The 19,008-nt window shown below is 66.1% G+C and carries 31 protein-coding genes; 28 read left to right on the top strand and 3 right to left on the bottom strand.

Features of this window, described 5'->3' with window-relative positions; genetic code table 11:
* Positions 1-8: 8 nt before the first annotated feature.
* The 28 genes from rpsJ to ASD47_RS17530 all read left to right on the top strand — a co-directional run bounded on the left by rpsJ (position 9) and on the right by ASD47_RS17530 (position 16,440).
* Positions 9-317: a 30S ribosomal protein S10 gene (gene rpsJ, locus ASD47_RS17665; protein WP_004616952.1), complete on the top strand. Its 309-nt coding sequence runs from the start codon at positions 9-11 to the stop codon at positions 315-317.
* Between the two features lie 14 nt (positions 318-331).
* Positions 332-1,099, top strand: a complete 768-nt coding sequence (rplC, locus tag ASD47_RS17660; RefSeq protein WP_056759345.1) for a 50S ribosomal protein L3 — start codon at positions 332-334, stop codon at positions 1,097-1,099.
* Positions 1,099-1,737 (top strand): 50S ribosomal protein L4, encoded by a 639-nt coding sequence (rplD, locus tag ASD47_RS17655; RefSeq protein ID WP_056759343.1) that lies wholly within the window; start codon positions 1,099-1,101, stop codon positions 1,735-1,737. The genes rplC and rplD overlap by 1 nt, the downstream gene beginning before the upstream one ends.
* On the top strand, positions 1,737-2,033 hold the full coding sequence (locus ASD47_RS17650; RefSeq protein ID WP_029912290.1) for a 50S ribosomal protein L23: 297 nt from the start codon (positions 1,737-1,739) through the stop codon (positions 2,031-2,033). Before rplD ends, ASD47_RS17650 begins: the two co-directional genes overlap by 1 nt.
* 3 nt (positions 2,034-2,036) lie before the next feature.
* Complete coding sequence (gene rplB / locus ASD47_RS17645; RefSeq protein WP_028041110.1) at positions 2,037-2,873, top strand: 50S ribosomal protein L2; 837 nt, start codon at positions 2,037-2,039, stop codon at positions 2,871-2,873.
* Positions 2,874-2,876: 3 nt separating this feature from the next.
* Complete coding sequence (gene rpsS, locus ASD47_RS17640; RefSeq protein ID WP_012285669.1) at positions 2,877-3,155, top strand: 30S ribosomal protein S19; 279 nt, start codon at positions 2,877-2,879, stop codon at positions 3,153-3,155.
* Positions 3,156-3,158: 3 nt separating this feature from the next.
* Positions 3,159-3,539, top strand: coding sequence for a 50S ribosomal protein L22 (gene rplV / locus ASD47_RS17635; RefSeq protein ID WP_012285670.1), 381 nt, complete (start codon positions 3,159-3,161; stop codon positions 3,537-3,539).
* Positions 3,539-4,288, top strand: coding sequence for a 30S ribosomal protein S3 (gene rpsC / locus ASD47_RS17630; RefSeq protein ID WP_028041108.1), 750 nt, complete (start codon positions 3,539-3,541; stop codon positions 4,286-4,288). Before rplV ends, rpsC begins: the two co-directional genes overlap by 1 nt.
* 12 nt (positions 4,289-4,300) lie before the next feature.
* Entirely contained in the window at positions 4,301-4,741 is a 441-nt protein-coding gene (gene rplP / locus ASD47_RS17625; protein WP_012285672.1) for a 50S ribosomal protein L16, read from the top strand.
* Positions 4,738-4,932, top strand: coding sequence for a 50S ribosomal protein L29 (gene rpmC / locus ASD47_RS17620; protein WP_012285673.1), 195 nt, complete (start codon positions 4,738-4,740; stop codon positions 4,930-4,932). Before rplP ends, rpmC begins: the two co-directional genes overlap by 4 nt.
* Before the next feature lie 10 nt (positions 4,933-4,942).
* Complete coding sequence (gene rpsQ, locus ASD47_RS17615) at positions 4,943-5,182, top strand: 30S ribosomal protein S17 (RefSeq protein ID WP_035080025.1); 240 nt, start codon at positions 4,943-4,945, stop codon at positions 5,180-5,182.
* 17 nt (positions 5,183-5,199) lie between these two features.
* Positions 5,200-5,568 (top strand): 50S ribosomal protein L14, encoded by a 369-nt coding sequence (gene rplN / locus ASD47_RS17610; RefSeq protein ID WP_007662742.1) that lies wholly within the window; start codon positions 5,200-5,202, stop codon positions 5,566-5,568.
* Positions 5,568-5,882 (top strand): 50S ribosomal protein L24, encoded by a 315-nt coding sequence (gene rplX, locus ASD47_RS17605; RefSeq protein ID WP_056759341.1) that lies wholly within the window; start codon positions 5,568-5,570, stop codon positions 5,880-5,882. The genes rplN and rplX overlap by 1 nt, the downstream gene beginning before the upstream one ends.
* The gene (gene rplE, locus ASD47_RS17600) at positions 5,875-6,432 is read left to right on the top strand and encodes a 50S ribosomal protein L5 (RefSeq protein ID WP_035080021.1); all 558 of its coding nucleotides are present in this window, start codon (positions 5,875-5,877) and stop codon (positions 6,430-6,432) included. The genes rplX and rplE overlap by 8 nt, the downstream gene beginning before the upstream one ends.
* Positions 6,433-6,453: 21 nt before the next feature.
* Complete coding sequence (rpsN, locus tag ASD47_RS17595) at positions 6,454-6,759, top strand: 30S ribosomal protein S14 (RefSeq protein ID WP_018061186.1); 306 nt, start codon at positions 6,454-6,456, stop codon at positions 6,757-6,759.
* 10 nt (positions 6,760-6,769) lie between these two features.
* Positions 6,770-7,168 carry a 30S ribosomal protein S8 gene (gene rpsH, locus ASD47_RS17590; RefSeq protein ID WP_007662733.1) on the top strand — a complete coding sequence of 133 codons (399 nt, stop codon included), beginning with the start codon at positions 6,770-6,772 and terminating at the stop codon, positions 7,166-7,168.
* An 18-nt stretch (positions 7,169-7,186) separates the two neighbouring features.
* Entirely contained in the window at positions 7,187-7,720 is a 534-nt protein-coding gene (rplF, locus tag ASD47_RS17585) for a 50S ribosomal protein L6 (RefSeq protein ID WP_018061187.1), read from the top strand.
* A 3-nt stretch (positions 7,721-7,723) separates the two neighbouring features.
* Positions 7,724-8,080 carry a 50S ribosomal protein L18 gene (gene rplR, locus ASD47_RS17580; protein ID WP_028041103.1) on the top strand — a complete coding sequence of 119 codons (357 nt, stop codon included), beginning with the start codon at positions 7,724-7,726 and terminating at the stop codon, positions 8,078-8,080.
* Between the two features lie 10 nt (positions 8,081-8,090).
* Positions 8,091-8,696, top strand: a complete 606-nt coding sequence (gene rpsE, locus ASD47_RS17575; RefSeq protein WP_018113050.1) for a 30S ribosomal protein S5 — start codon at positions 8,091-8,093, stop codon at positions 8,694-8,696.
* A gap of 3 nt (positions 8,697-8,699) precedes the next feature.
* Positions 8,700-8,888 carry a 50S ribosomal protein L30 gene (gene rpmD / locus ASD47_RS17570; protein ID WP_028041101.1) on the top strand — a complete coding sequence of 63 codons (189 nt, stop codon included), beginning with the start codon at positions 8,700-8,702 and terminating at the stop codon, positions 8,886-8,888.
* A gap of 125 nt (positions 8,889-9,013) precedes the next feature.
* Complete coding sequence (gene rplO, locus ASD47_RS17565; protein WP_056759339.1) at positions 9,014-9,499, top strand: 50S ribosomal protein L15; 486 nt, start codon at positions 9,014-9,016, stop codon at positions 9,497-9,499.
* Positions 9,500-9,770: 271 nt separating this feature from the next.
* Positions 9,771-11,129, top strand: coding sequence for a preprotein translocase subunit SecY (gene secY, locus ASD47_RS17560; RefSeq protein ID WP_056759337.1), 1,359 nt, complete (start codon positions 9,771-9,773; stop codon positions 11,127-11,129).
* A gap of 134 nt (positions 11,130-11,263) precedes the next feature.
* Entirely contained in the window at positions 11,264-11,833 is a 570-nt protein-coding gene (locus ASD47_RS17555) for an adenylate kinase (RefSeq protein WP_056759334.1), read from the top strand.
* Between the two features lie 174 nt (positions 11,834-12,007).
* Complete coding sequence (gene rpsM / locus ASD47_RS17550) at positions 12,008-12,376, top strand: 30S ribosomal protein S13 (RefSeq protein WP_012285684.1); 369 nt, start codon at positions 12,008-12,010, stop codon at positions 12,374-12,376.
* 12 nt (positions 12,377-12,388) lie between these two features.
* Positions 12,389-12,778 carry a 30S ribosomal protein S11 gene (gene rpsK, locus ASD47_RS17545; protein ID WP_018112960.1) on the top strand — a complete coding sequence of 130 codons (390 nt, stop codon included), beginning with the start codon at positions 12,389-12,391 and terminating at the stop codon, positions 12,776-12,778.
* Between the two features lie 75 nt (positions 12,779-12,853).
* Entirely contained in the window at positions 12,854-13,870 is a 1,017-nt protein-coding gene (locus ASD47_RS17540; protein WP_056759332.1) for a DNA-directed RNA polymerase subunit alpha, read from the top strand.
* A 185-nt stretch (positions 13,871-14,055) separates the two neighbouring features.
* Positions 14,056-14,469 (top strand): 50S ribosomal protein L17, encoded by a 414-nt coding sequence (gene rplQ, locus ASD47_RS17535; protein WP_026176397.1) that lies wholly within the window; start codon positions 14,056-14,058, stop codon positions 14,467-14,469.
* 168 nt (positions 14,470-14,637) lie between these two features.
* Positions 14,638-16,440, top strand: coding sequence for a HAMP domain-containing methyl-accepting chemotaxis protein (locus ASD47_RS17530; RefSeq protein WP_162251669.1), 1,803 nt, complete (start codon positions 14,638-14,640; stop codon positions 16,438-16,440).
* Between the two features lie 9 nt (positions 16,441-16,449).
* Here ASD47_RS17530 and ASD47_RS17525 read toward each other — a convergent pair whose 3' ends face one another.
* From ASD47_RS17525 to ASD47_RS17515, 3 genes are read right to left on the bottom strand one after another with little or no spacing between them, the layout of a single operon-like run.
* The gene (locus tag ASD47_RS17525; RefSeq protein ID WP_156402302.1) at positions 16,450-17,136 is read right to left on the bottom strand and encodes a hypothetical protein; all 687 of its coding nucleotides are present in this window, start codon (positions 17,134-17,136) and stop codon (positions 16,450-16,452) included.
* Between the two features lie 6 nt (positions 17,137-17,142).
* Positions 17,143-17,958, bottom strand: coding sequence for an ABC transporter permease (locus ASD47_RS17520; RefSeq protein WP_056759325.1), 816 nt, complete (start codon positions 17,956-17,958; stop codon positions 17,143-17,145).
* A complete protein-coding gene (locus ASD47_RS17515) occupies positions 17,948-18,868 on the bottom strand; it encodes an ABC transporter ATP-binding protein (RefSeq protein ID WP_056759324.1) in 921 nt (306 codons plus the stop codon). The genes ASD47_RS17520 and ASD47_RS17515 overlap by 11 nt, the downstream gene beginning before the upstream one ends.
* Between the last annotated feature and the right edge of the window lie 140 nt (positions 18,869-19,008).

The raw sequence follows: 19,008 nt of genomic DNA, 5'->3' as shown, positions 1-19,008 counted from the left end.
CGAGCGATATGGATCGTCAGAACATCCGCATCCGGCTCAAGGCCTTCGATCACCGCGTGTTGGATCATTCCACGCGCGAGATCGTCAATACGGCCAAGCGCACAGGTGCGACGGTACGGGGCCCGATCCCCCTGCCCACGCTTATCGAGAAATTCACCGTCAACCGCTCGCCGCACGTCGACAAGAAGTCGCGCGAGCAGTTCGAGATCCGTACGCACAAGCGCGTCCTCGACATCGTTGATCCGACTCCGCAGACCGTGGACGCGCTGATGAAGCTCGACCTGTCGGCCGGCGTCGACGTCGAAATCAAGCTGTAAGGAGGGCCGAACAGATGACTCTCCCCGCTAATCGTACTGGCGTGATCGCCAAGAAGCTGGGCATGACCCGCTTCTTCGATGAAACCGGACAGCACGTCCCGGTCACCGTCCTGTCGCTGGATGGTTGCCAGGTCACGGGCCAGCGCACGGTCGAGAAGGACGGTTACACCGCCCTGCAACTCGGCGCCGGCGCCAAGAAGCCCAAGAACACCTCCAAGGCCCTGCGCGGCCACTTCGCCAAGAACTCGGTCGAGCCCAAGCGGATCGTCGCCGAATTCCGCGTCGAAGAGTCGGCTCTGATCGACGTGGGCGCGGAATTCACCGCCGACCACTACGTCGCCGGCCAGAAGGTGGACATCCAAGGCATCACCGTCGGTAAGGGTTTCGCCGGCGCCATGAAGCGCTGGAACTTCGGCGGTCTGCGCGCCACCCACGGCGTCTCGGTCTCGCACCGTTCGCACGGCTCGACCGGCAACCGCCAGGATCCGGGCCGTACGTTCCCGGGCAAGAAGATGGCCGGTCACCTGGGTCAGGAAACCGTCACCACCCTGAACGTCACCGTTTGGAAAGTGGACGTCGAGCGCGGCCTGATCCTGGTCAAGGGCGCCGTCCCTGGCTCGGAAGGCTCGTACGTCAAGGTTCGCGACGCGATCAAGAAGGCCGCTCCGGCCGACCTGCCGCGTCCGGGCGCCTTCCGCAAGGCTGGCGAGGCTCCGGCCGCCGCCGCTGAAACCCCCGCTGAGGAAGCCCCCGCGGCGACGACCGAAGAGGGCGAAGGCTAATGAAACTCGACGTCATCAAACTGGACGGCGGCAAGGCCGGTTCCGTTGATCTCGACGACGCCATCTTTGGCATCGCCGACATCCGCGGCGACATCCTGCAGCGCGTCGTCACCTGGCAGCTGGCCAAGCGCCGCTCCGGGAACCACAAGATTCAGGTCCGCAACGAGGTCTCTCGTACGGGCAAGAAGATGTACAAGCAAAAGGGCACCGGCTCGGCCCGTCACGGTTCGCGCCGTGCGGCCCAGTTCGTCGGCGGCGCCAAGGCCCACGGCCCTGTCGTCCGTAGCCACGCGTTCGATCTGCCCAAGAAGATCCGCGCCATGGCTCTGCGCCACGCGCTGTCGTCGAAGGCCAAGTCCGGTTCGCTGGTCGTGCTGGACAGCGCCGTTCTGACCGATCCGAAGACGGCCGCCCTGCGCGCCAACTTCGAGAAGATCGGCCTGAAGAACGCGCTGGTCATCGCGGGTCCGGAAGTGGACGGCAACTTCAAGCTCGCCGCCCGCAACATTCCGAACATCGACGTGCTGCCGAACGCCGGCCTGAACGTCTATGACGTGCTGCGTCGCCAAACGCTCGTCCTGACCAAGGACGCGATCGAGGCGATCTCGGCCCGTTTCGCTGAGAAGGAAGCCGCCTGATGGCCGCAACCGCCCGCCACTACGACACGATCCTGTCGCCGGTGATCACCGAGAAGGCCACCCTGCTCAGCGAGCAGAACAAGGTCGTCTTCCGCGTGGCCGCCGATGCGTCGAAGGACGAAATTGCCGCCGCCGTCGAAGAGCTGTTCAAGGTCAAGGTCACCAAGGTCAACACCCTGGTCACCAAGGGCAAGACCAAGCGCTTCCGTGGCATCGTCGGACGCCGCTCCGACGTCAAAAAAGCCATCGTGACCCTGGCCGACGGCCAGTCGATCGACATCACGACGGGGCTCTAAGACATGGCCTTGAAGCACTTTAACCCGACCAGCCCCGGCCAGCGCGGCCTGGTGCTGATCGACCGCAGCGAGCTCCACAAGGGCCGCCCGGAAAAGAAGCTGGTCGAAGGTCTGACCAAGTCGGGCGGTCGCGGCGGCAACGGCCGCATCGCGGTCCGCTTCCGCGGCGGCGGCGCCAAGCGCCTCTACCGCCTGGTCGACTTCAAGCGTCGTAAGCAAGGCACGGCCACGGTCGTCCGCCTTGAGTACGATCCCAACCGGACCGCCTTCATCGCCCTGATCAAGTATCAGGACGGCGAGCTGGCCTACATCCTGGCCCCGCAACGCCTGAAGGCCGGCGACGAAGTCGTCACCGCCGACAAGGTCGACGTGAAGCCGGGCAACGCCTCGCCGCTGCGCACCCTGCCGATCGGCACGATCATCCACAACGTCGAGCTGAAGCCCGCCAAGGGTGGTCAGATCGCGCGTTCGGCTGGCGCCTACGCCCAGCTGGTGGGTCGTGACGCCGGCTACGCCCAGATCCGCCTGAACTCGGGCGAGCTGCGCATGGTGCTGGACAGCTGCATGGCCACCGTCGGCGCCGTGTCGAACCCGGACCACATGAACGAAAACCTCGGCAAGGCCGGGCGCGTTCGTCACATGGGCCGTCGTCCTCACGTCCGCGGCGTCGCCATGAACCCGGTCGACCACCCGCACGGCGGTGGTGAAGGCCGCACCTCGGGCGGCCGTCACCCGGTGACCCCGGCTGGTAAGCCGACCAAGGGCGCCAAGACCCGCGTCAACAAGGCCACGGATAAGTTCATCATCCGTTCGCGCCACAAAGCGAAAAAGGGCCGCTAAGCCATGACCCGCTCCGTCTGGAAAGGCCCGTTCGTCGACGGGTACCTCCTGAAGAAGGCCGACGCCGCTCTCGCGTCGGGCCGCAAGGACGTCATCAAGACCTGGTCGCGCCGCTCGACCATCATGCCGCAGTTCGTCGGCCTGGTGTTCGGCGTGCACAACGGTCAAAAGCACGTTCCCGTCTCCGTGTCGGAAGACATGGTCGGCATGAAGTTCGGTGAGTTCGCGCCCACCCGGAACTTCCCCGGCCACGCCGCCGACAAGAAGGCGAAGAGGAAGTAGGCCATGAGCCAAGCTAAACAACCTCGCCGCCTGCCGGCCAATGAAGCGATGTGCAAGGTTCGCACCTTGCGCACCAGCGCCCGCAAGCTGAACCTGGTCGCTCAGTCCATCCGTGGCCTGAACGTCCAGCGCGCTCTGAACGAGCTCGAATTCAGCCACAAGCGTATCGCTCAGGACGTCCGCAAGGCGCTGTACTCGGCCATCTCCAACGCCGAGAACAACCACAACCTCGACATCGACTCGCTGGTCGTCGCCGAGGCCTATGTGGGCAAGAACCTGGTGATGAAGCGCTTCTCGCCGCGTGCTCGCGGTCGGGCCACGCGCGTTGAAAAGCCGTTCTCCGAGATCACCATCGTGGTCCGCGAACTGGGTGAGGCCGCCTGATGGGTCAGAAAGTCAATCCGGTCGGGCTGCGGCTCGGCGTCAACCGTACCTGGGACAGCCGTTGGTTCGCCGACGGCGAGCAGTACGGCAAGCTCCTGCACCAGGACCTCGCGGTCCGTGCGATGCTGAAGAAGCGCCTGTATCAAGCCGGCGTCTCGCGCATCATCATCGAGCGTCCCCACAAGAAGTGCCGCGTCACGATCTATGCCGCCCGTCCGGGCGTCATCATCGGCAAGAAGGGCGCTGACATCGACAAGCTCCGCAAGGACCTGTCGGTGATGACGGAAGGCGAGGTTCACCTGAACATCGTCGAGATCCGCAAGCCCGAAACCGATGCGCAGCTGGTGGCCGAGTCCATCGCCCAGCAGCTCGAGCGTCGTATCGCGTTCCGTCGCGCCATGAAGCGGTCGATCCAATCGGCCGTCCGTCTCGGCGCCAAGGGCATCCGCATCAACGTGTCGGGCCGCCTCGGCGGCGCGGAAATCGCGCGGATGGAATGGTATCGCGAAGGTCGCGTGCCGCTCCACACCCTGCGGGCCGACATCGACTATGGTTTCGCGGAAGCCAAGACCACCTACGGCATCATCGGCGTGAAGACCTGGATCTTCAAAGGCGAAGTGCTGGAGCATGACCCGATGGCGCTCGACAAGCGTCTGGCCACTGAATCCGGTCCCGCCGGCGAAGGTGGCGGACGCGAGCGCGGCGATCGTCCCGACCGGGGCGACCGCGGCCGTCGCGATCGGGGCTAAGGATAGAGCGCTATGCTGTCACCGAAAAAAACCAAGTATCGCAAGCAGTTCAAGGGCCGTATCCACGGCACCTCGAAGGGCGGCACCCTGCTGAACTTCGGTTCGTACGGCCTGAAGGCCGTCGAGCCGGAGCGCATCACGGCTCGCCAGATCGAAGCTGCTCGTCGCGCCATCACCCGCCAGATGAAGCGTCAAGGCCGCGTCTGGATCCGTATCTTCCCGGACGTGCCGGTCACCGGCAAGCCGGCTGAAGTGCGGATGGGTAAGGGCAAGGGCGCCGTGGACCACTGGGCCGCTCGCGTGGCTCCGGGCCGCATCATGTTCGAAATCGACGGCGTGCCGGACGATATCGCGCGCGAAGCCCTGCGCCTTGGCGCCGCCAAGCTGCCGATCCGTACCCGCGTCGTCACCCGCATCGACGCTGGTGCGGCTCTGGAGGCCGAAGCGGCATGACCAAGATCCAAGACATCCGGGGCATGACTCCCGACCAACTCGCCGAGCAGCTGCTCAACCTGAAGAAGGAGCAGTTCAACCTGCGCTTCCAGGCGGCGACCGGTCAGGTGGAAAAGACCCACCGCGTCGGCGAGATCCGCAAGGAAATCGCCCGCATCAAGACCGTGCTGCGCGCCAAGGCCGCGGCTTAAGGAGAACGATATGCCCAAGCGTATCCTCGAAGGGGTTGTCGTCTCCGATAAGGGCGACAAGACCGTAGTGGTCAAGGTTGAACGGACCATCGTTCACCCGCTGCTGAAGAAGATCGTGCGTCGGTCCAAGAAGTACCACGCGCATGATGAGAGCAATGCGTACAAGGCGGGCGAAGTGGCCCGTATCATCGAGTGCGCTCCGAAGTCCAAGCTGAAGACCTGGGAAGTCCTTCCCAAGGCTTCGGCTTAATCTGGAAGGTTTGAACCATGATCCAGATGCAAACTAACCTGGAAGTCGCCGACAACTCCGGCGCTCGCCGGGTCATGTGCATCAAGGTGCTGGGTGGCGCAGGTCGTCGCTACGCCAGCGTCGGTGACGTGATCGTCGTGTCCGTGAAGGAAGCCATTCCGCGCGGCCGCGTGAAGAAGGGCGACGTGCTCCGCGCCGTCGTCGTTCGCGTGAACCAAGGCATGAAGCGTAAGGACGGGTCGCTGATCCGTTTCGACAAGAACGCCGCGGTCATCGTCAACAAGCAGAGCGAGCCGGTCGGCACGCGGATCTTCGGCCCGGTTCCCCGTGAACTGCGCGCCAAGAACCACATGAAGATCATCTCCCTCGCCCCCGAGGTGCTGTAATGGCTGCCAAGATTAAGAAGGGCGACCGCGTTGTCGTCCTGGCCGGCAAGGACAAGGGCAAGCAAGGCGCCGTGACCCAGGTTCTCCCCAAGGAGAACCGCGTCCTGGTGCAAGGCGTGAACCTGGTTCAACGCCACACCAAGGCCACACAGGCTGATCCGCAAGGCGGCATCAAGAGCAAGGAAGCGACCCTGCACGTCTCGAACGTGGCTCTGGTCGATTCCAACGGCAAGCCCACCCGCGTCGGCTTCAAGATCGAAGGCGACAAGAAGGTGCGCGTCGCCAAGACGACGGGCGAGGTGATCAATGGTTGATCAAGCTTACGAGCCGCGACTGAAGTCCGAATATCGCGCGCGCATCCGCGCCGCGATGAAGGAGCAGTTCGGCTACACCAACGAAATGCAGATCCCCAAGCTGGACAAGATCGTCCTGAACATGGGTATCGGCGAGGCCGTGGCCGACTCCAAGAAGGCCCAGACCGCGCTGAAGGATCTGATGGCCATCGCTGGCCAGAAGCCGGTCGCCACGAAGGCCCGCAAGTCGATCGCCGGCTTCAAGCTGCGCGAAGGCATGGTGGTCGGCGCCAAGGTGACCCTCCGCAAGGACCGGATGTACGAATTCCTCGACCGCCTGGTCACGATCGCGCTGCCGCGCGTGAAGGACTTCCGCGGCCTGAACGGCAAGAGCTTCGACGGCCGTGGCAACTACGCCATGGGCCTGAAGGAGCACCTGGTGTTCCCGGAAATCAACTATGACCAGATCGAACAGATCTGGGGCATGGACATCATCGTCTGCACCACTGCGAAGACCGACCAGGAAGCCAAGGCTCTCCTGAAGGAATTCCAGTTCCCGTTCACCAATTAAGAGCGGGCAGGGAAACACACCATGGCCAAGAAAAGCGCCGTTAACCGTAATCTCGCGGTCAAGGCCCTCGTCAAGCAATACGCCGACAAGCGCGCCGCGCTGAAGGCGATCGCCAACGACGAAAGCCTGCCGCTGGAAGAACGCTTCGAAGCCCGCCTGAAGCTCGCGAAGCTTCCGCGCAGCTCGTCGGCTGTTCGCATTCGCAACCGCTGCGAAGTGACCGGCCGCCCGCGCGCCTACTATCGCAAGCTGAAGATGAGCCGGATTGCTCTGCGCGAACTGGGTTCGCAAGGGCAGATCCCCGGCCTCGTCAAGTCGAGCTGGTGAGGACGATCAGATGTCGATGAACGATCCCCTGAGCGATATGATCGCTCGCATCAAGAACGCCGCCACGCGCAAGCGCGCCAAGGTCGCGACGCCGGCTTCCAAGCTGCGCGCCCGCGTCCTGGACGTGCTGGCCGACGAAGGCTACATCCGCGGCTACTCGCTGGTCGAGAAGCCCGGCGCGTTCCCCGAATTCGAGATCGAGCTCAAGTATTTTGACGGTGAGCCCGTGATCGCCGAGATCAGCCGCGTGTCCAAGCCTGGCCGTCGCGTCTATTCGTCGATCAAGGACCTGAAGCCGATCAAGAACGGCCTGGGCATCTCGATCCTTTCGACGCCGAAGGGCGTCATGTCGGACTCCGCCGCACGCGACGCTAATGTCGGTGGCGAAGTCCTCTGCCGCGTCTACTAGGCGCGGGAGGGAAAGAGCATGTCACGTATCGGTAAGAAGGCCGTCTCGATCCCCAAGGGCGTCACCCTGACGCTCGAAGGCCAGACGGTGTCGGTGAAGGGGCCCAAGGGCCAACTCTCCTGGACGGTTCCGGAAGAAATCGAGATCAAGGTCGAAGGCGAAGAGCTGACCCTGGTCCCGCGGAACGAATCCACCCGCGCCAAGTCGATGTGGGGTCTGTCCCGCACGCTGGTCGCCAACATGGTGCACGGCGTCACCACGGGCTTCGAGGAAACCCTCGAGCTGGTGGGCGTTGGTTACCGCGCCGCGATGAAGGGCACCGCGCTCTCCATCCAGCTCGGTTTCTCCCACGACGTGGACGTCGAGGCTCCGGCCGGCGTCACCTTCGCGGTGCCCAAGCAGACCGAAATCAAGATCGCCGGCGCTGACAAGCAGGCGGTTGGCGAGATTGCCGCGAAGATCCGCCGCATTCGTCCGCCGGAGCCCTACAAGGGCAAGGGCGTGCGGTATGCTGGCGAGAAGGTTCGCCGCAAGGAAGGCAAGAAGAAGTAAGCCATGGCGCTCTCACCTCGCGAATCCGCCGTGCGTCGTGCCCAACGCACCCGCACCCGCCTCAAGGCCCTGTCCAACGGTCGTCCGCGCCTGTCGGTCTTCCGTTCGTCCAAGAACATCTACGCCCAGGTCATCGATGATGAACGCGGCGTGACCCTGGCTTCGGCCTCCACCCTCGAGGGTGAAGGTTCGGCCAAGGGCGCGGACAAGGACGCGGCCGCTCTGGTCGGCAAGCTCGTCGCCGAGCGCGCCATCGAAAAGGGCGTCAAGGACGTCGTCTTCGATCGCGGCGGCTACATCTTCCACGGACGGGTGAAAGCCCTGGCCGACGCCGCGCGCGAAGCCGGCCTGAACTTCTAAGGGAAACATCATGGCTCGTGGTGACCAACAGCGCGGTGAAGGCGGCCAACGCCGGGACCGTCGCGACCGCAACGCCCCCGAGGAGCGGGTCGACAGCGACATCGTCGAAAAGCTCGTCCACATCAACCGCGTCGCCGCCACCGTTAAGGGCGGCCGTCGCTTCAGCTTCGCCGCTCTGATGGTCGTCGGCGACCAGAAGGGCCGCGTCGGCTACGGTCATGGCAAGGCGCGTGAAGTGCCGGAAGCCATCCGCAAGGCGACCGAAGAAGCCAAGAAGACCATGGTCCGCGTCCCGCTCCGCGAGTCGCGCACCCTGCACCACGACGGCTACGGCCGTTGGGGCGCTGGCAAGGTCATGATGCGCGCCGCCCCTCCCGGCACGGGCGTCATCGCCGGTGGTCCGATGCGCGCGGTTCTCGAAACCCTGGGCGTCCAGGACGTCGTGGCCAAGTCGACGGGGTCTTCGAACCCGTACAACATGGTTCGCGCCACGTTCGAGGCCCTGAAGGTTCAATCGTCGCCCCGCCAGATCGCCGCCAAGCGCGGCAAGAAGGTTGGCGACATTCTCGGCCGCCGCGCCGACGGAGCCTCGGCTCCGGACGCCATCGAGGGCTAAGACATGGCTACGCAAACCAAGACCGTGAAGGTTCGCCAGACCGGCAGCCCGATCCGCCGCAACGCCGTCCAGCGCGCCACGCTCGCTGGCCTGGGTCTCAACAAGCTGGGCCGCGAGTCCGAGTTGGAAGACACCCCTTCGGTGCGCGGCATGATCCGCAAGGTCCAGCACCTGCTGGAAATCGTCGAGTAGGTCTGCTACGAGACGTCGAAATCGCCACCCCGGTGAAAACCGGGGTGGTTTTCGTTTGAGTTTCTTTGTTTCCAAAAGCCGAGTCTGGCCGCTGGCCAGGCGCAGATCTCCAAGGAGAGGCACACATGACCAAGCTGAATGAACTGGCTCCGGCGCCCGGCTCGACCAAGGGCCGCATGCGCATCGGCCGCGGCCCGGGTTCGGGCAAGGGCAAGACCGGTGGTCGCGGCGTGAAGGGCCAGAAGGCGCGCTCGGGCGTGGCCATCGCCGGCTTCGAAGGCGGCCAGATGCCGCTGCACATGCGCATGCCCAAGCGCGGCTTCAACAACCCCTTCCGCCTGGAGTTCGCCGAAGTGAACCTGTGGCGCCTGGAGCAGGCCGTGGCCGCCGGCAAGTTCAAGGCCGGCGCCGAGCTGGCCCCCGCTGACCTGGTCGCCGCCGGCGTGATCCGCCGCGAACTGGACGGCGTGAAGCTGCTGGGCAAGGGCGAGATCAAGACCGCCCTGAAGCTGACTGTCTATTCGGCGACCGAAGCGGCCATCAAGGCCGTTGAAGCCGCCGGCGGTTCGGTGACCGTGACCAAGAAGGCCAAGGCGCAAGCCGAAGCCTGAAGCCATAATGTCATCCCGGCCGGCGCCCTGGCGCTGTCGCCGGGATCGCGGATAGGGCGGGGGAGACCCCGCCAGGTCCGCCGTTTCCCGCCGGGATGACAGAATAACGAGGCTCGCCGTGACATCGCGGCGAGCCTCACCTATGTACGGCTCCGTACTCGGGCTTGATCCGGCCCCGGCGATTCACCGCCATCCGGATCTGGCTCGGATTTATGCTTGGAGCGCGACCAAGGCCGCGGACGCGGTGCGCGCTCTCGACGTGGGGATTTGAATGGCCTCGGCCGCCGAACAACTCGCAGCCAACATGAACTTCGGGTCCTTCCAGAAGGCCACCGAACTTCACAAGCGCATCTGGTTCACGCTCATCGCCCTGATTGTCTACCGGCTCGGCACCTATGTGCCGATCCCGGGGATCAATCCGGAAGCCTTCGCCGCCGCGTTCTCGCAGCAGTCGAAGGGCATCCTGGGCATGTTCAACATGTTCTCGGGCGGGGCCGTGCAGCGCATGGCCGTGTTCTCGCTGAACGTGATGCCCTACATCAGCGCCTCGATCATCGTGCAGCTGATGGGCTCGGTGTATCCGCCGTGGGAGAAGCTGAAGAAGGAAGGCGGCGAAGCCGGCCGCAAGACCCTCAACCAGTACACCCGCTACCTGGCGGTCATCCTGGCCATCGTGCAGTCGTTCTCGATCGCCGTGGGCCTGCAGAGCCAGCCCAACATGATCGTCGGCGGCATCGCCCCGGTCTTCTTCATCATCTCGACCGTCGTCGCCCTGACCGGCGGCACCCTGTTCCTGATGTGGCTGGGCGAGCAGATCACCAGCCGGGGCGTCGGCAACGGCGTGTCGCTGATCATCTTCGCCGGCATCGTGGCCGCCCTGCCGCTGGGCGTGGTGCAGATGTTCACCCAGGTGCAGACCGGCGCGATGTCGGGTTTCGCCCTGTTCGCCGTGGCCGTGCTGGCCGTGGCCGTGATCTTCTTCATCGTCTTCATCGAGCGTTCGCAGCGCCGGTTGCTGGTGCACTATCCCAAGCGCCAGCAAGGCAACCGGATGATCGGCGGCGACACCTCGTTCATCCCGCTGAAGCTGAACACCGCCGGTGTCATCCCGCCGATCTTCGCCTCCAGCCTGCTGCTGCTGCCGACCACCGCCATGGGCTTCCTGGCGACGGCCAACCTGCCCAACTGGCTGCAATGGCTGCCGACCGTGGTCGGCGCCCTGCAGCACGGCCAGCCGCTGTTCATGGTGCTCTACGCGACCCTGATCATCTTCTTCTCGTTCTTCTACACCTCGGTCGTGTTCAATCCCGACGAGACGGCCGAGAACCTGCGCAAGTACGGCGGCTTCATGCCGGGCATCCGGCCAGGTAAGCGGACGGCGGAATATCTGGACTACGTCCTGACCCGCCTGACGGTGATCGGCGCGGCCTACATCACCGCCGTCTGCATCCTGCCCGAACTGCTGATGAGCAGCATGGGCCCGACCAAGTTCGCCCTGGGCGGCACCTCGATCCTGATCGTGGTGACGGTGACCATGGACACCGTCGCCCAGATCCAGTCCCACCTGCTGGCGCACCAGTACGAGGGCCTGATCAAGAAGTCGAAGCTGCGCGGCGGCAAGGGACGCTAAACCCCTTTGCGCGCGACGGAAGGCCAGAATGCGGAAGCCGGTTTGTCACAAACCGGCTTCCGTTTTTATCGAACCCACTCTAGGTCTGAGCGGGGCGCGGGCGTTAGACTCGCGGAAACGCAGGAAGCGCATTGATGAACTTGATCCTGTTCGGTCCGCCCGGCGCGGGGAAGGGCACCCAGGCCAAGCGTCTGGTCGAGCAGCGGGGCATGGTCCAGCTGTCGACCGGCGACATGCTCCGCGCCGCCATCGCCTCGGGGTCCGAGCTCGGCCAGAAGGTGAAGGGCGTGCTGGATCGCGGCGACCTGGTCACCGACGAGATCGTCATCGCCCTGATCGAGGACCGCCTGGCCGAGGCCGAGGCGGTCGGCGGCGCCATCTTCGACGGCTTCCCGCGCACGGTGGCCCAGGCTCAGGCCCTGGACTCCATGCTGGCCAAGCGAGGGCAGAAGATCGACTCCGTTCTCCGACTCAAGGTAGACGAACCCGCCCTGATCGAACGGATCACCAAGCGATACGCCGAGCAGGGACGGTCGGACGACAATCCCGAAACCTTCGTGAACCGCCTGGATCGCTACAACGCCGACACCGCGCCGCTGCTGCCGTACTACCGGGAGCAGGGCAAGCTGTCGGAGGTCGACGGCATGGGAACCGTGGAAGCGGTGGCCAGCTCTATCGACGCCGCGCTTTCGGTCGTGGCTTAAGACTTCGTTGGAATCCTCTCGATCGAGCGGATTCCGCCATTGACGGACGCGCAACTATCCCTATAACGGGGCGCTTCCGCGAAAGGGCGCGATCTGTGCGCGCCGGACTGGGTCGAAAGACCGGGCCGGGCGCGCCGTTCGCGTCTTTAGTGCGTGACTAGGAGAACATTAGACGTGGCCCGTATTGCAGGCGTCAACATCCCGACGAACAAGCGCGTTTTGATCGCGCTTCAGTACATTCATGGCATTGGCCAGAAGTCCGCTCGTGACATCGTCACGAAGGTGGGCATCGATGACGCCCGCCGGGTCAATCAGCTGACCGACGCCGAAGTGCTCGCGATCCGTGAAACGATCGACAAGGACTTCACCGTCGAAGGCGACCTGCGCCGCGAAAATTCGATGAACATCAAGCGCCTGATGGACCTGGCCTGCTATCGCGGCCTGCGTCACCGTAAGGGCCTGCCGGTCCGCGGTCAGCGCACGCACACGAATGCTCGTACCCGCAAGGGTCCGGCCAAGCCGATCGCCGGCAAGAAGAAATAAGGTAGCCTGACGATGGCCAAGGAACCGGCTCGCGTTAAAAAGCGCGAACGCAAGAACATCACCTCGGGCGTGGCGCACGTGAACGCCTCGTTCAACAACACCATGATCACCATCACCGACGCCCAGGGGAACACCATCTCCTGGTCGAGCGCCGGCATGATGGGCTTCAAGGGCTCGCGCAAGTCGACCCCGTACGCCGCTCAGATGGCTGCGGAAGACGCGGGCAAGAAGGCCGCCGAGCACGGTGTGAAGACCCTTGAGGTCAACGTGTCGGGTCCGGGTTCGGGCCGTGAGTCGGCCCTGCGCGCCCTCCAGGCCGCCGGCATGACCATCACGACCATCCGCGACGTGACGCCGATCCCGCACAACGGTTGCCGTCCGCCCAAGCGTCGTCGCGTCTAGTACTTTTTAGACCCAATTCTCCTTCGCCGGCTGCGCCAAACGCGGCCGGCGAGCCGCGTTCAAGGGATCGACCACGTGATCGAAAGAAACTGGAACGAGCTGATCCGTCCTGAGAAGCCGCAGATCGAGACTGGCGCCGACGCGACCCGCAAGGCTCGCATCGTGGCTGAGCCGCTCGAACGCGGCTTCGGTGTGACGCTCGGCAACGCTCTCCGCCGCGTCCTGCTCTCCTCGCTTCAGGGCGCCGCCGTCACCGCCATCCAGATCGATGGCGTCGTACACGAATTCTCCTCGCTCGAAGGCGTCCGCGAAGACGTCGTCGACATCGTTCTGAACATCAAGCAACTGGCCGTGCGCATGCACGCCGAAGGCCCCAAGCGCATGACCCTGCGCGCCACGGGCCCCGGCCCGGTCACCGCGGGTCAGATCGAAACCCCGGCCGACATCGAGATCCTGAACCCCGACCACGTGCTGTGCACGCTGGACGACGGCGCCTCGGTGCGCATGGAGTTCACGGTCAACACGGGCAAGGGCTACGTGCCGGCCGACCGCAACCGCCCGGAAGACGCCCCGATCGGCCTGATCTCGGTCGACGCCCTGTACTCGCCGGTCAAGCGCGTCGCCTATCGCGTCGAGCCGACCCGCCAGGGCCAGTCGCTGGACTATGACAAGCTGATCCTGGAAGTGGAAACCAACGGCGCGGTCACGCCGGTGGACGCGGTGGCCTACGCCGCCCGCATCCTGCAAGACCAGCTGCAGATCTTCATCACCTTCGAAGAGCCCAAGGCCAAGACCGCCGACGAGGCCAAGCCGGAACTGCCGTTCAACCCGGCCCTGCTGAAGAAGGTGGACGAACTGGAACTGTCGGTCCGCTCGGCCAACTGCCTGAAGAACGACAACATCGTCTATATCGGCGACCTGATCCAGAAGACCGAAGCCGAGATGCTCCGCACCCCGAACTTCGGCCGTAAGTCCTTGAACGAGATCAAGGAAGTGCTGGCCGGCATGGGCCTGCACCTGGGCATGGACGTGCCGAACTGGCCGCCGGAAAACATCGAAGACCTGGCCAAGAAGTTCGAAGACCAGATCTAAACGTACTGAGTACCGCGCTTAATCCGGGCCGCTCTCTCGCAGGGCGGCCTGGGCCTTTTGAAGCCGCAACAGCGGTGGAGGGCCCCGGCGCTTCGTTCTGAACCCGGCCGGGACGCCGCTGGGATTGGTGACAATCCGCGCTTCTTCCTCGCGCGACAGCGGGCCACGGCCCAGGAGACACTACAATGCGTCACGGTAAGGCTCACCGTAAACTCGGTCGCACGTCCGCTCACCGCACCGCCATGTTCGCCAACATGTCGGCCTCGCTGATCAAGCACGAGCAGATCGTCACCACCCTGCCCAAGGCCAAGGAACTGCGTCCGTTCGTCGAAAAGCTGGTCACCCTGGCCAAGCGCGGCGACCTGCACGCTCGCCGTCAGGCCATCTCGACCGTCCGCGACGTCGAACAAGTCGGCAAGCTGTTCGCCACCATCGGTCCCCGCTACAAGGACCGTCAGGGCGGCTACATCCGCGTCCTGAAGGCCGGCTTCCGCTACGGCGACAACGCCCCGCTGGCCGTCATCGAGTTCGTCGACCGCGACGTCTCGGCCAAGGGCAAGGACTCCGGCCCGGTGTTCACCGCCGACTCGGAAGACTAAGGATTTTCAGCCTCGGCTGACGAAAGGGCCTCGGAGCGATCCGGGGCCCTTTTTGCGTCTCGCCGCCCCGGCGCGGGTGCGTCGATACACCGCTGGGCCCTGGTAGAGGTTTTGTTCACCTCGCCGCCGCATGCTTCGTGGTTAAGAAGCCCCGGGGGAGGGATGGAGATGAAGATCTCCGACGTCATGCGCGCCTTTGGCGGCGCGCTTACGGTCGGCGTGGTCCTGGCCGGCGGCCTGGCGTTGTTCGCGATCGAAGGCCTGCGGGTCGGCGGTCCGCTGTTCCGCCAGATCGTCGACAACAAGGACATCGTCGCCGACATCCTGCCGCCGCCGCTCTATGTGGTCGAGGCCGACTTGGTCGCCACCAAGCTGGTGGCCCATCCCGAGACGGTGGACGCCGCCGCCGACAAGCTGGCGGCGCTGCGCAAGGACTACGACACCCGCCGCGCCTATTGGACGACCGCGCCGATCGACCCGGCCATGCGCGAGCTGCTGGTCGACCAGTCCGCCGCTCCCGCCATGACGTTCTGGAACCAGATCGACCAGGAAATCCTGCCGGCCGTCCGGTCCGGCGACCTGGAGCGGGCCCGGCGCGGCCTGGCCCGGGCCGACGTCGCCTACGAGGCCCATCGCGCCGTGATCGACAAGGTCGTGGTCATGGCCAATCGCGACGCCGCCGCGGTGGAGGCGCGCGCCGTGGCCCAGACCCGCCTGGCCTTCGTCCTGCTGGCCGGGGCTGGGGCGCTGGTGCTGCTGGTGGTCGGTGGCGGCATCGTCCTGATGAGCCGTCGCATCGTCCGCCCGATCCAAGCCATGACCGGCTACATGGGCCGGCTGGCGGCCGGCGACTATGGCCGGGCCGTGCCGTTCGCCGGGCGCGGCGACGAGATCGGCGAGATGGCCAATTCGGTGGCCGTGTTCCGCGAGGCGATCGTCGCGCGTCAGACCGCCGAGGACCGCATCGCCGCCGACCGCGACGAGACCGAGGCGGCCAAGAGCCGGCACGACGCCGAACGTCGGGCCGAAGAGGCGGGACGGGTGCAGGTGGTCGAAGCCCTGGGCGCGGCCGTGGCCCGGCTGAAGGCCGGCGACCTGACGGCCCGTTTGGGGACGGCCTTCCCCGCCGCCTATGAAGGGCTGCGCGGCGACTTCAACCGGGCGATCGCCGGGCTCGAGGCGGCCATGCTGGAGGTCGCCCAAGGCGCGGGCGGCCTGCGGGCGGGGGTCGGCGAAATCAATCGCGCGATCGAGGACCTCTCGACGCGGACCGAGCGTCAGGCCGCCAACCTGGCCAGGACGGCCGCCGCCCTGGGCCAGGTCAGCGCCAGCGTCCGGCGCACGGCCGAGGGCGCGAGCGAGGCCAACGCCGCGGTGACCGACAGCCGCGCGGTCGCGGACCGTTCCAGCCAGGTCGTGGGCCGCGCGGCCCAGGCCATGAGCCAGATCGAAAGCTCGTCGGCCAAGGTCTCGCAGATTCTGGGCGTGATCGACGAGATCGCCTTCCAGACCAACCTCCTGGCCCTGAACGCCGGCGTCGAAGCGGCGCGCGCCGGTGACGCCGGTCGAGGCTTCGCGGTCGTGGCCCAGGAGGTGCGGGCCCTGGCCCAGCGCTCGGCCGAAGCGGCCAAGGAGATCAAGGGGCTGATCTCGGAGTCCTCGGACCATGTCCGCTCCGGCGTGACCCTGGTCGGCGAGGCGGGCGAGGCGCTCGGCGATATCGTCGAACGGGTGGGGCTCATCGGCGGCCTGATGGAGCAGATCGCCCAGTCCAGCCGCGAGCAGGCCGCGGGCTTGGCCGAGGTCGATCAGGCGGTCGGCCAGATGGATCAGGTTATCCAGCAGAACGCCGCCATGGCCGAGCAGGCCACCGCCGCCAGCCGCGGCCTGGCCGACGACGCCGTGCGGCTGGAGGCCCAGGTCGAGCACTTCCAGGTGTCGAGCGGGCAGGAGGCCTGGGCGGCGGCCTAGGAGAGCGAGCTACTTCAAGTCGGGATAGTAGGAGCCAAGCTCGGGAAGTCCCAGGCGACGCTGCTCTTCCTGATAGGCCCGGGCCGTGAAGGGGCCTCGCACGGAGTCGGCGCCGGCGTCACGATGGTCGTCCGCCCGCACGATGTAGAAGTAACGTGCCTGAGACTTGTCGATCTCGCCGGTCGCCGCTCGGGGATGGCTGGCGGCGACCACGTAGGCCGCGTTCCAGCCCCAGCTGAAGACGACGCCAGGGATCCGCTCGACGCAGTCCACGCGCCTGTCGTAGCAGACCGCAGTCGATGTGGGACCATCCAAGGCGGCCAAGCGATAAGGCCCGTCAAGCGCATCATACCGGCCTGAATCGTAGAACCAGACGCCGTCTTCATTCCGCAGCCGCGCATCGCGGGCGACCCACGGCGAACTCTTGTAGAGCTTGCTGACCAGGCGGCAGACGAAGACGCCTGGCTGGCGCGTGGGCAGGCAGCGTGCTGGCTTGCGGGCGACTGGACCCGCCAGGATCAACGGGCTGATGCCTTGTTTCTCCAGTCTCGCCACATCCGCACCCGTCGCGATGTCGTCGGCCTTGCGCTGGTCTTTCACCGAAAGAACAACTGAGGGATCGTGAGTCGCGCAGGCCGACAGCCACAGACCGCAGCTCAAGCCCGCGAAGGCGGCTACGGGTCTGACCGACGCCATGGGCTCCTATTCCTTCGTCAGGTCCTGGCGGCGGAACAGCACCACCGCGCCGCCGGCCAGCACGATCAGCCAGGCCAGCAGCAGCACCAGGGCCAGGCCGGCGGGGCCCGCCTCGGGGCGCACCTCGTCGGGGGCGGCGATGAAGCCCTTGAGGATACGGCCCGCATAGGCCGGGATCGCCAGGCTCTTCCAGGTCGTGGCCTGCATCGTGGCGGCCAGGGTCGATTGCACGAACACCACGACGAGGCCGGCGATCACCGCGCCCATCGTCGACCGGGTGAGCACGCCGACCAGGCCGGCCAGGGCGCCGATCAGCATCACCTCCAGCCAGGTGATCAGGAAGACGCCGGCGAAATGGCCAAGGAAGGCCGAGCCGTTGGGTGGACCGACCAAGGCGGCGTGGTTGACGGCGCTGCCGAACAGGCCCGCCAGGACCGACGTCAGGGCGGTCAACAGCAGGCTCCAGGCCGCGACCTCGGCGAAGACGATCAGCTTGGCGGCCAGCAGGTTGACGCGGCTGTTGCGCGGGGTGAGCAGGCGCCAGGTCTCCCAGCGATAGTCGCCGGCAAAGATCGCCGCCGCGCCGATCAGCAGGAACAGGGCGGTGAACGGGCCCGAGGCCCCGGCCACCGCGCCCATGGCCCGGTTGGCCAGGTCGGTCGTTTCGCCGGGAATGGTCCGGTGCAGGGCCGCGCGGGTGAAGACGTCGATCCCCATGCTGAACAGCATGGCGACCAGGGGCGCGAAGCCGAAGCCCCAGAACAGGGCGGTCCGGTCGCGGGACAGGCGGAAGCGCTCGGCGGCGATGGCGTCAGCGAGCATTGGCGAGGTCCCCATTCTTCTGGTCGGGCGGGCCAAGCGCGCCGAGATAGGCGCTTTCCAGGTCGCCCTCGCGCCAGCGCGCTTCGGTGATCTCGACCCCGGCCTCGACCAGGGCGCGGATCAGGGCCGGGGTCTCGGCGCGCAGCACGTCGGCCAGCACCGCGTTGGCGCCGTCCGGTTGGCCCTTGGCGCCCAGCACCGCCAGGGCCTTGTCGGCCGGCGAGACGGTCAGGCGCAGGCGCGGCTTGCCGCCGGTCAGGGCCTCGACGTCGCCCTCGGCGGCCAGCTTGCCCTTGGAGAAGATCGCCACCCGGTCGCAGACCCGGCGGACCTCGTCCAACTGGTGGCTGGCCAGAATGATCGTCACGCCCTCCTTGGCGGCCAGGTCGCGGATCAGGGCGCGGATTTCCTGGATGCCGGCCGGGTCCATGCCGCTGGTCGGCTCGTCCAGGATCACCAGCTCGGGCCGGGTGAAGAAGGCCGCGGCCAGGCCCAGGCGCTGCTTCATGCCCACCGAGAAGGTGCCGGCCTTGCGGTCGGCTGCGCCGCCCAGCCCGACCCGCTCGAGCCAGTAGTTGACGTCGGCCGAGCCGACGGCGCCGCTTTCCATCGCCAGCATCCGCAGCACGTCGCGGGCGGTCAGATAGGGCGGATAGCGCGGGGTCTCGATCATCGCGCCGACCCTGCGCAGGGACGAGGTCTGCCCGGCTGGGACGCCGAACAGCCGCGCCGTGCCGCTGGTCGGCCGCACCAGCCCCAGGGCGATGCGGAACAGGGTGCTCTTGCCCGCGCCGTTCGGACCCAGCACGCCGAACACCCCGCCGGCCGGGATGCGTAGGGACAGGCCATCCAGCGCGCGCACCGCGCCATAGGTCTTGACGAGGCTCTCGGCCTCCAGGGCGAAGCTCATGCGCGAGAGGTTCCGGCGGCGGTCATGCGGGGCGACTCCCTGAAAGTTGCGGCGACTATGGCCGGGCGGGCCTCCAACGCCAAGTTAAGTCGCCGACAGACATGGCGAGCCGTCACAAGCCTGGGCTATAGGGCGAGCGT

Source organism: Caulobacter sp. Root1472 (assembly GCF_001426985.1).
Taxonomy (GTDB): domain Bacteria; phylum Pseudomonadota; class Alphaproteobacteria; order Caulobacterales; family Caulobacteraceae; genus Caulobacter; species Caulobacter rhizosphaerae.
Note: the sequence above shows the minus strand (reverse complement) of the source record. Positions and strands in the feature narration are given on the sequence as shown.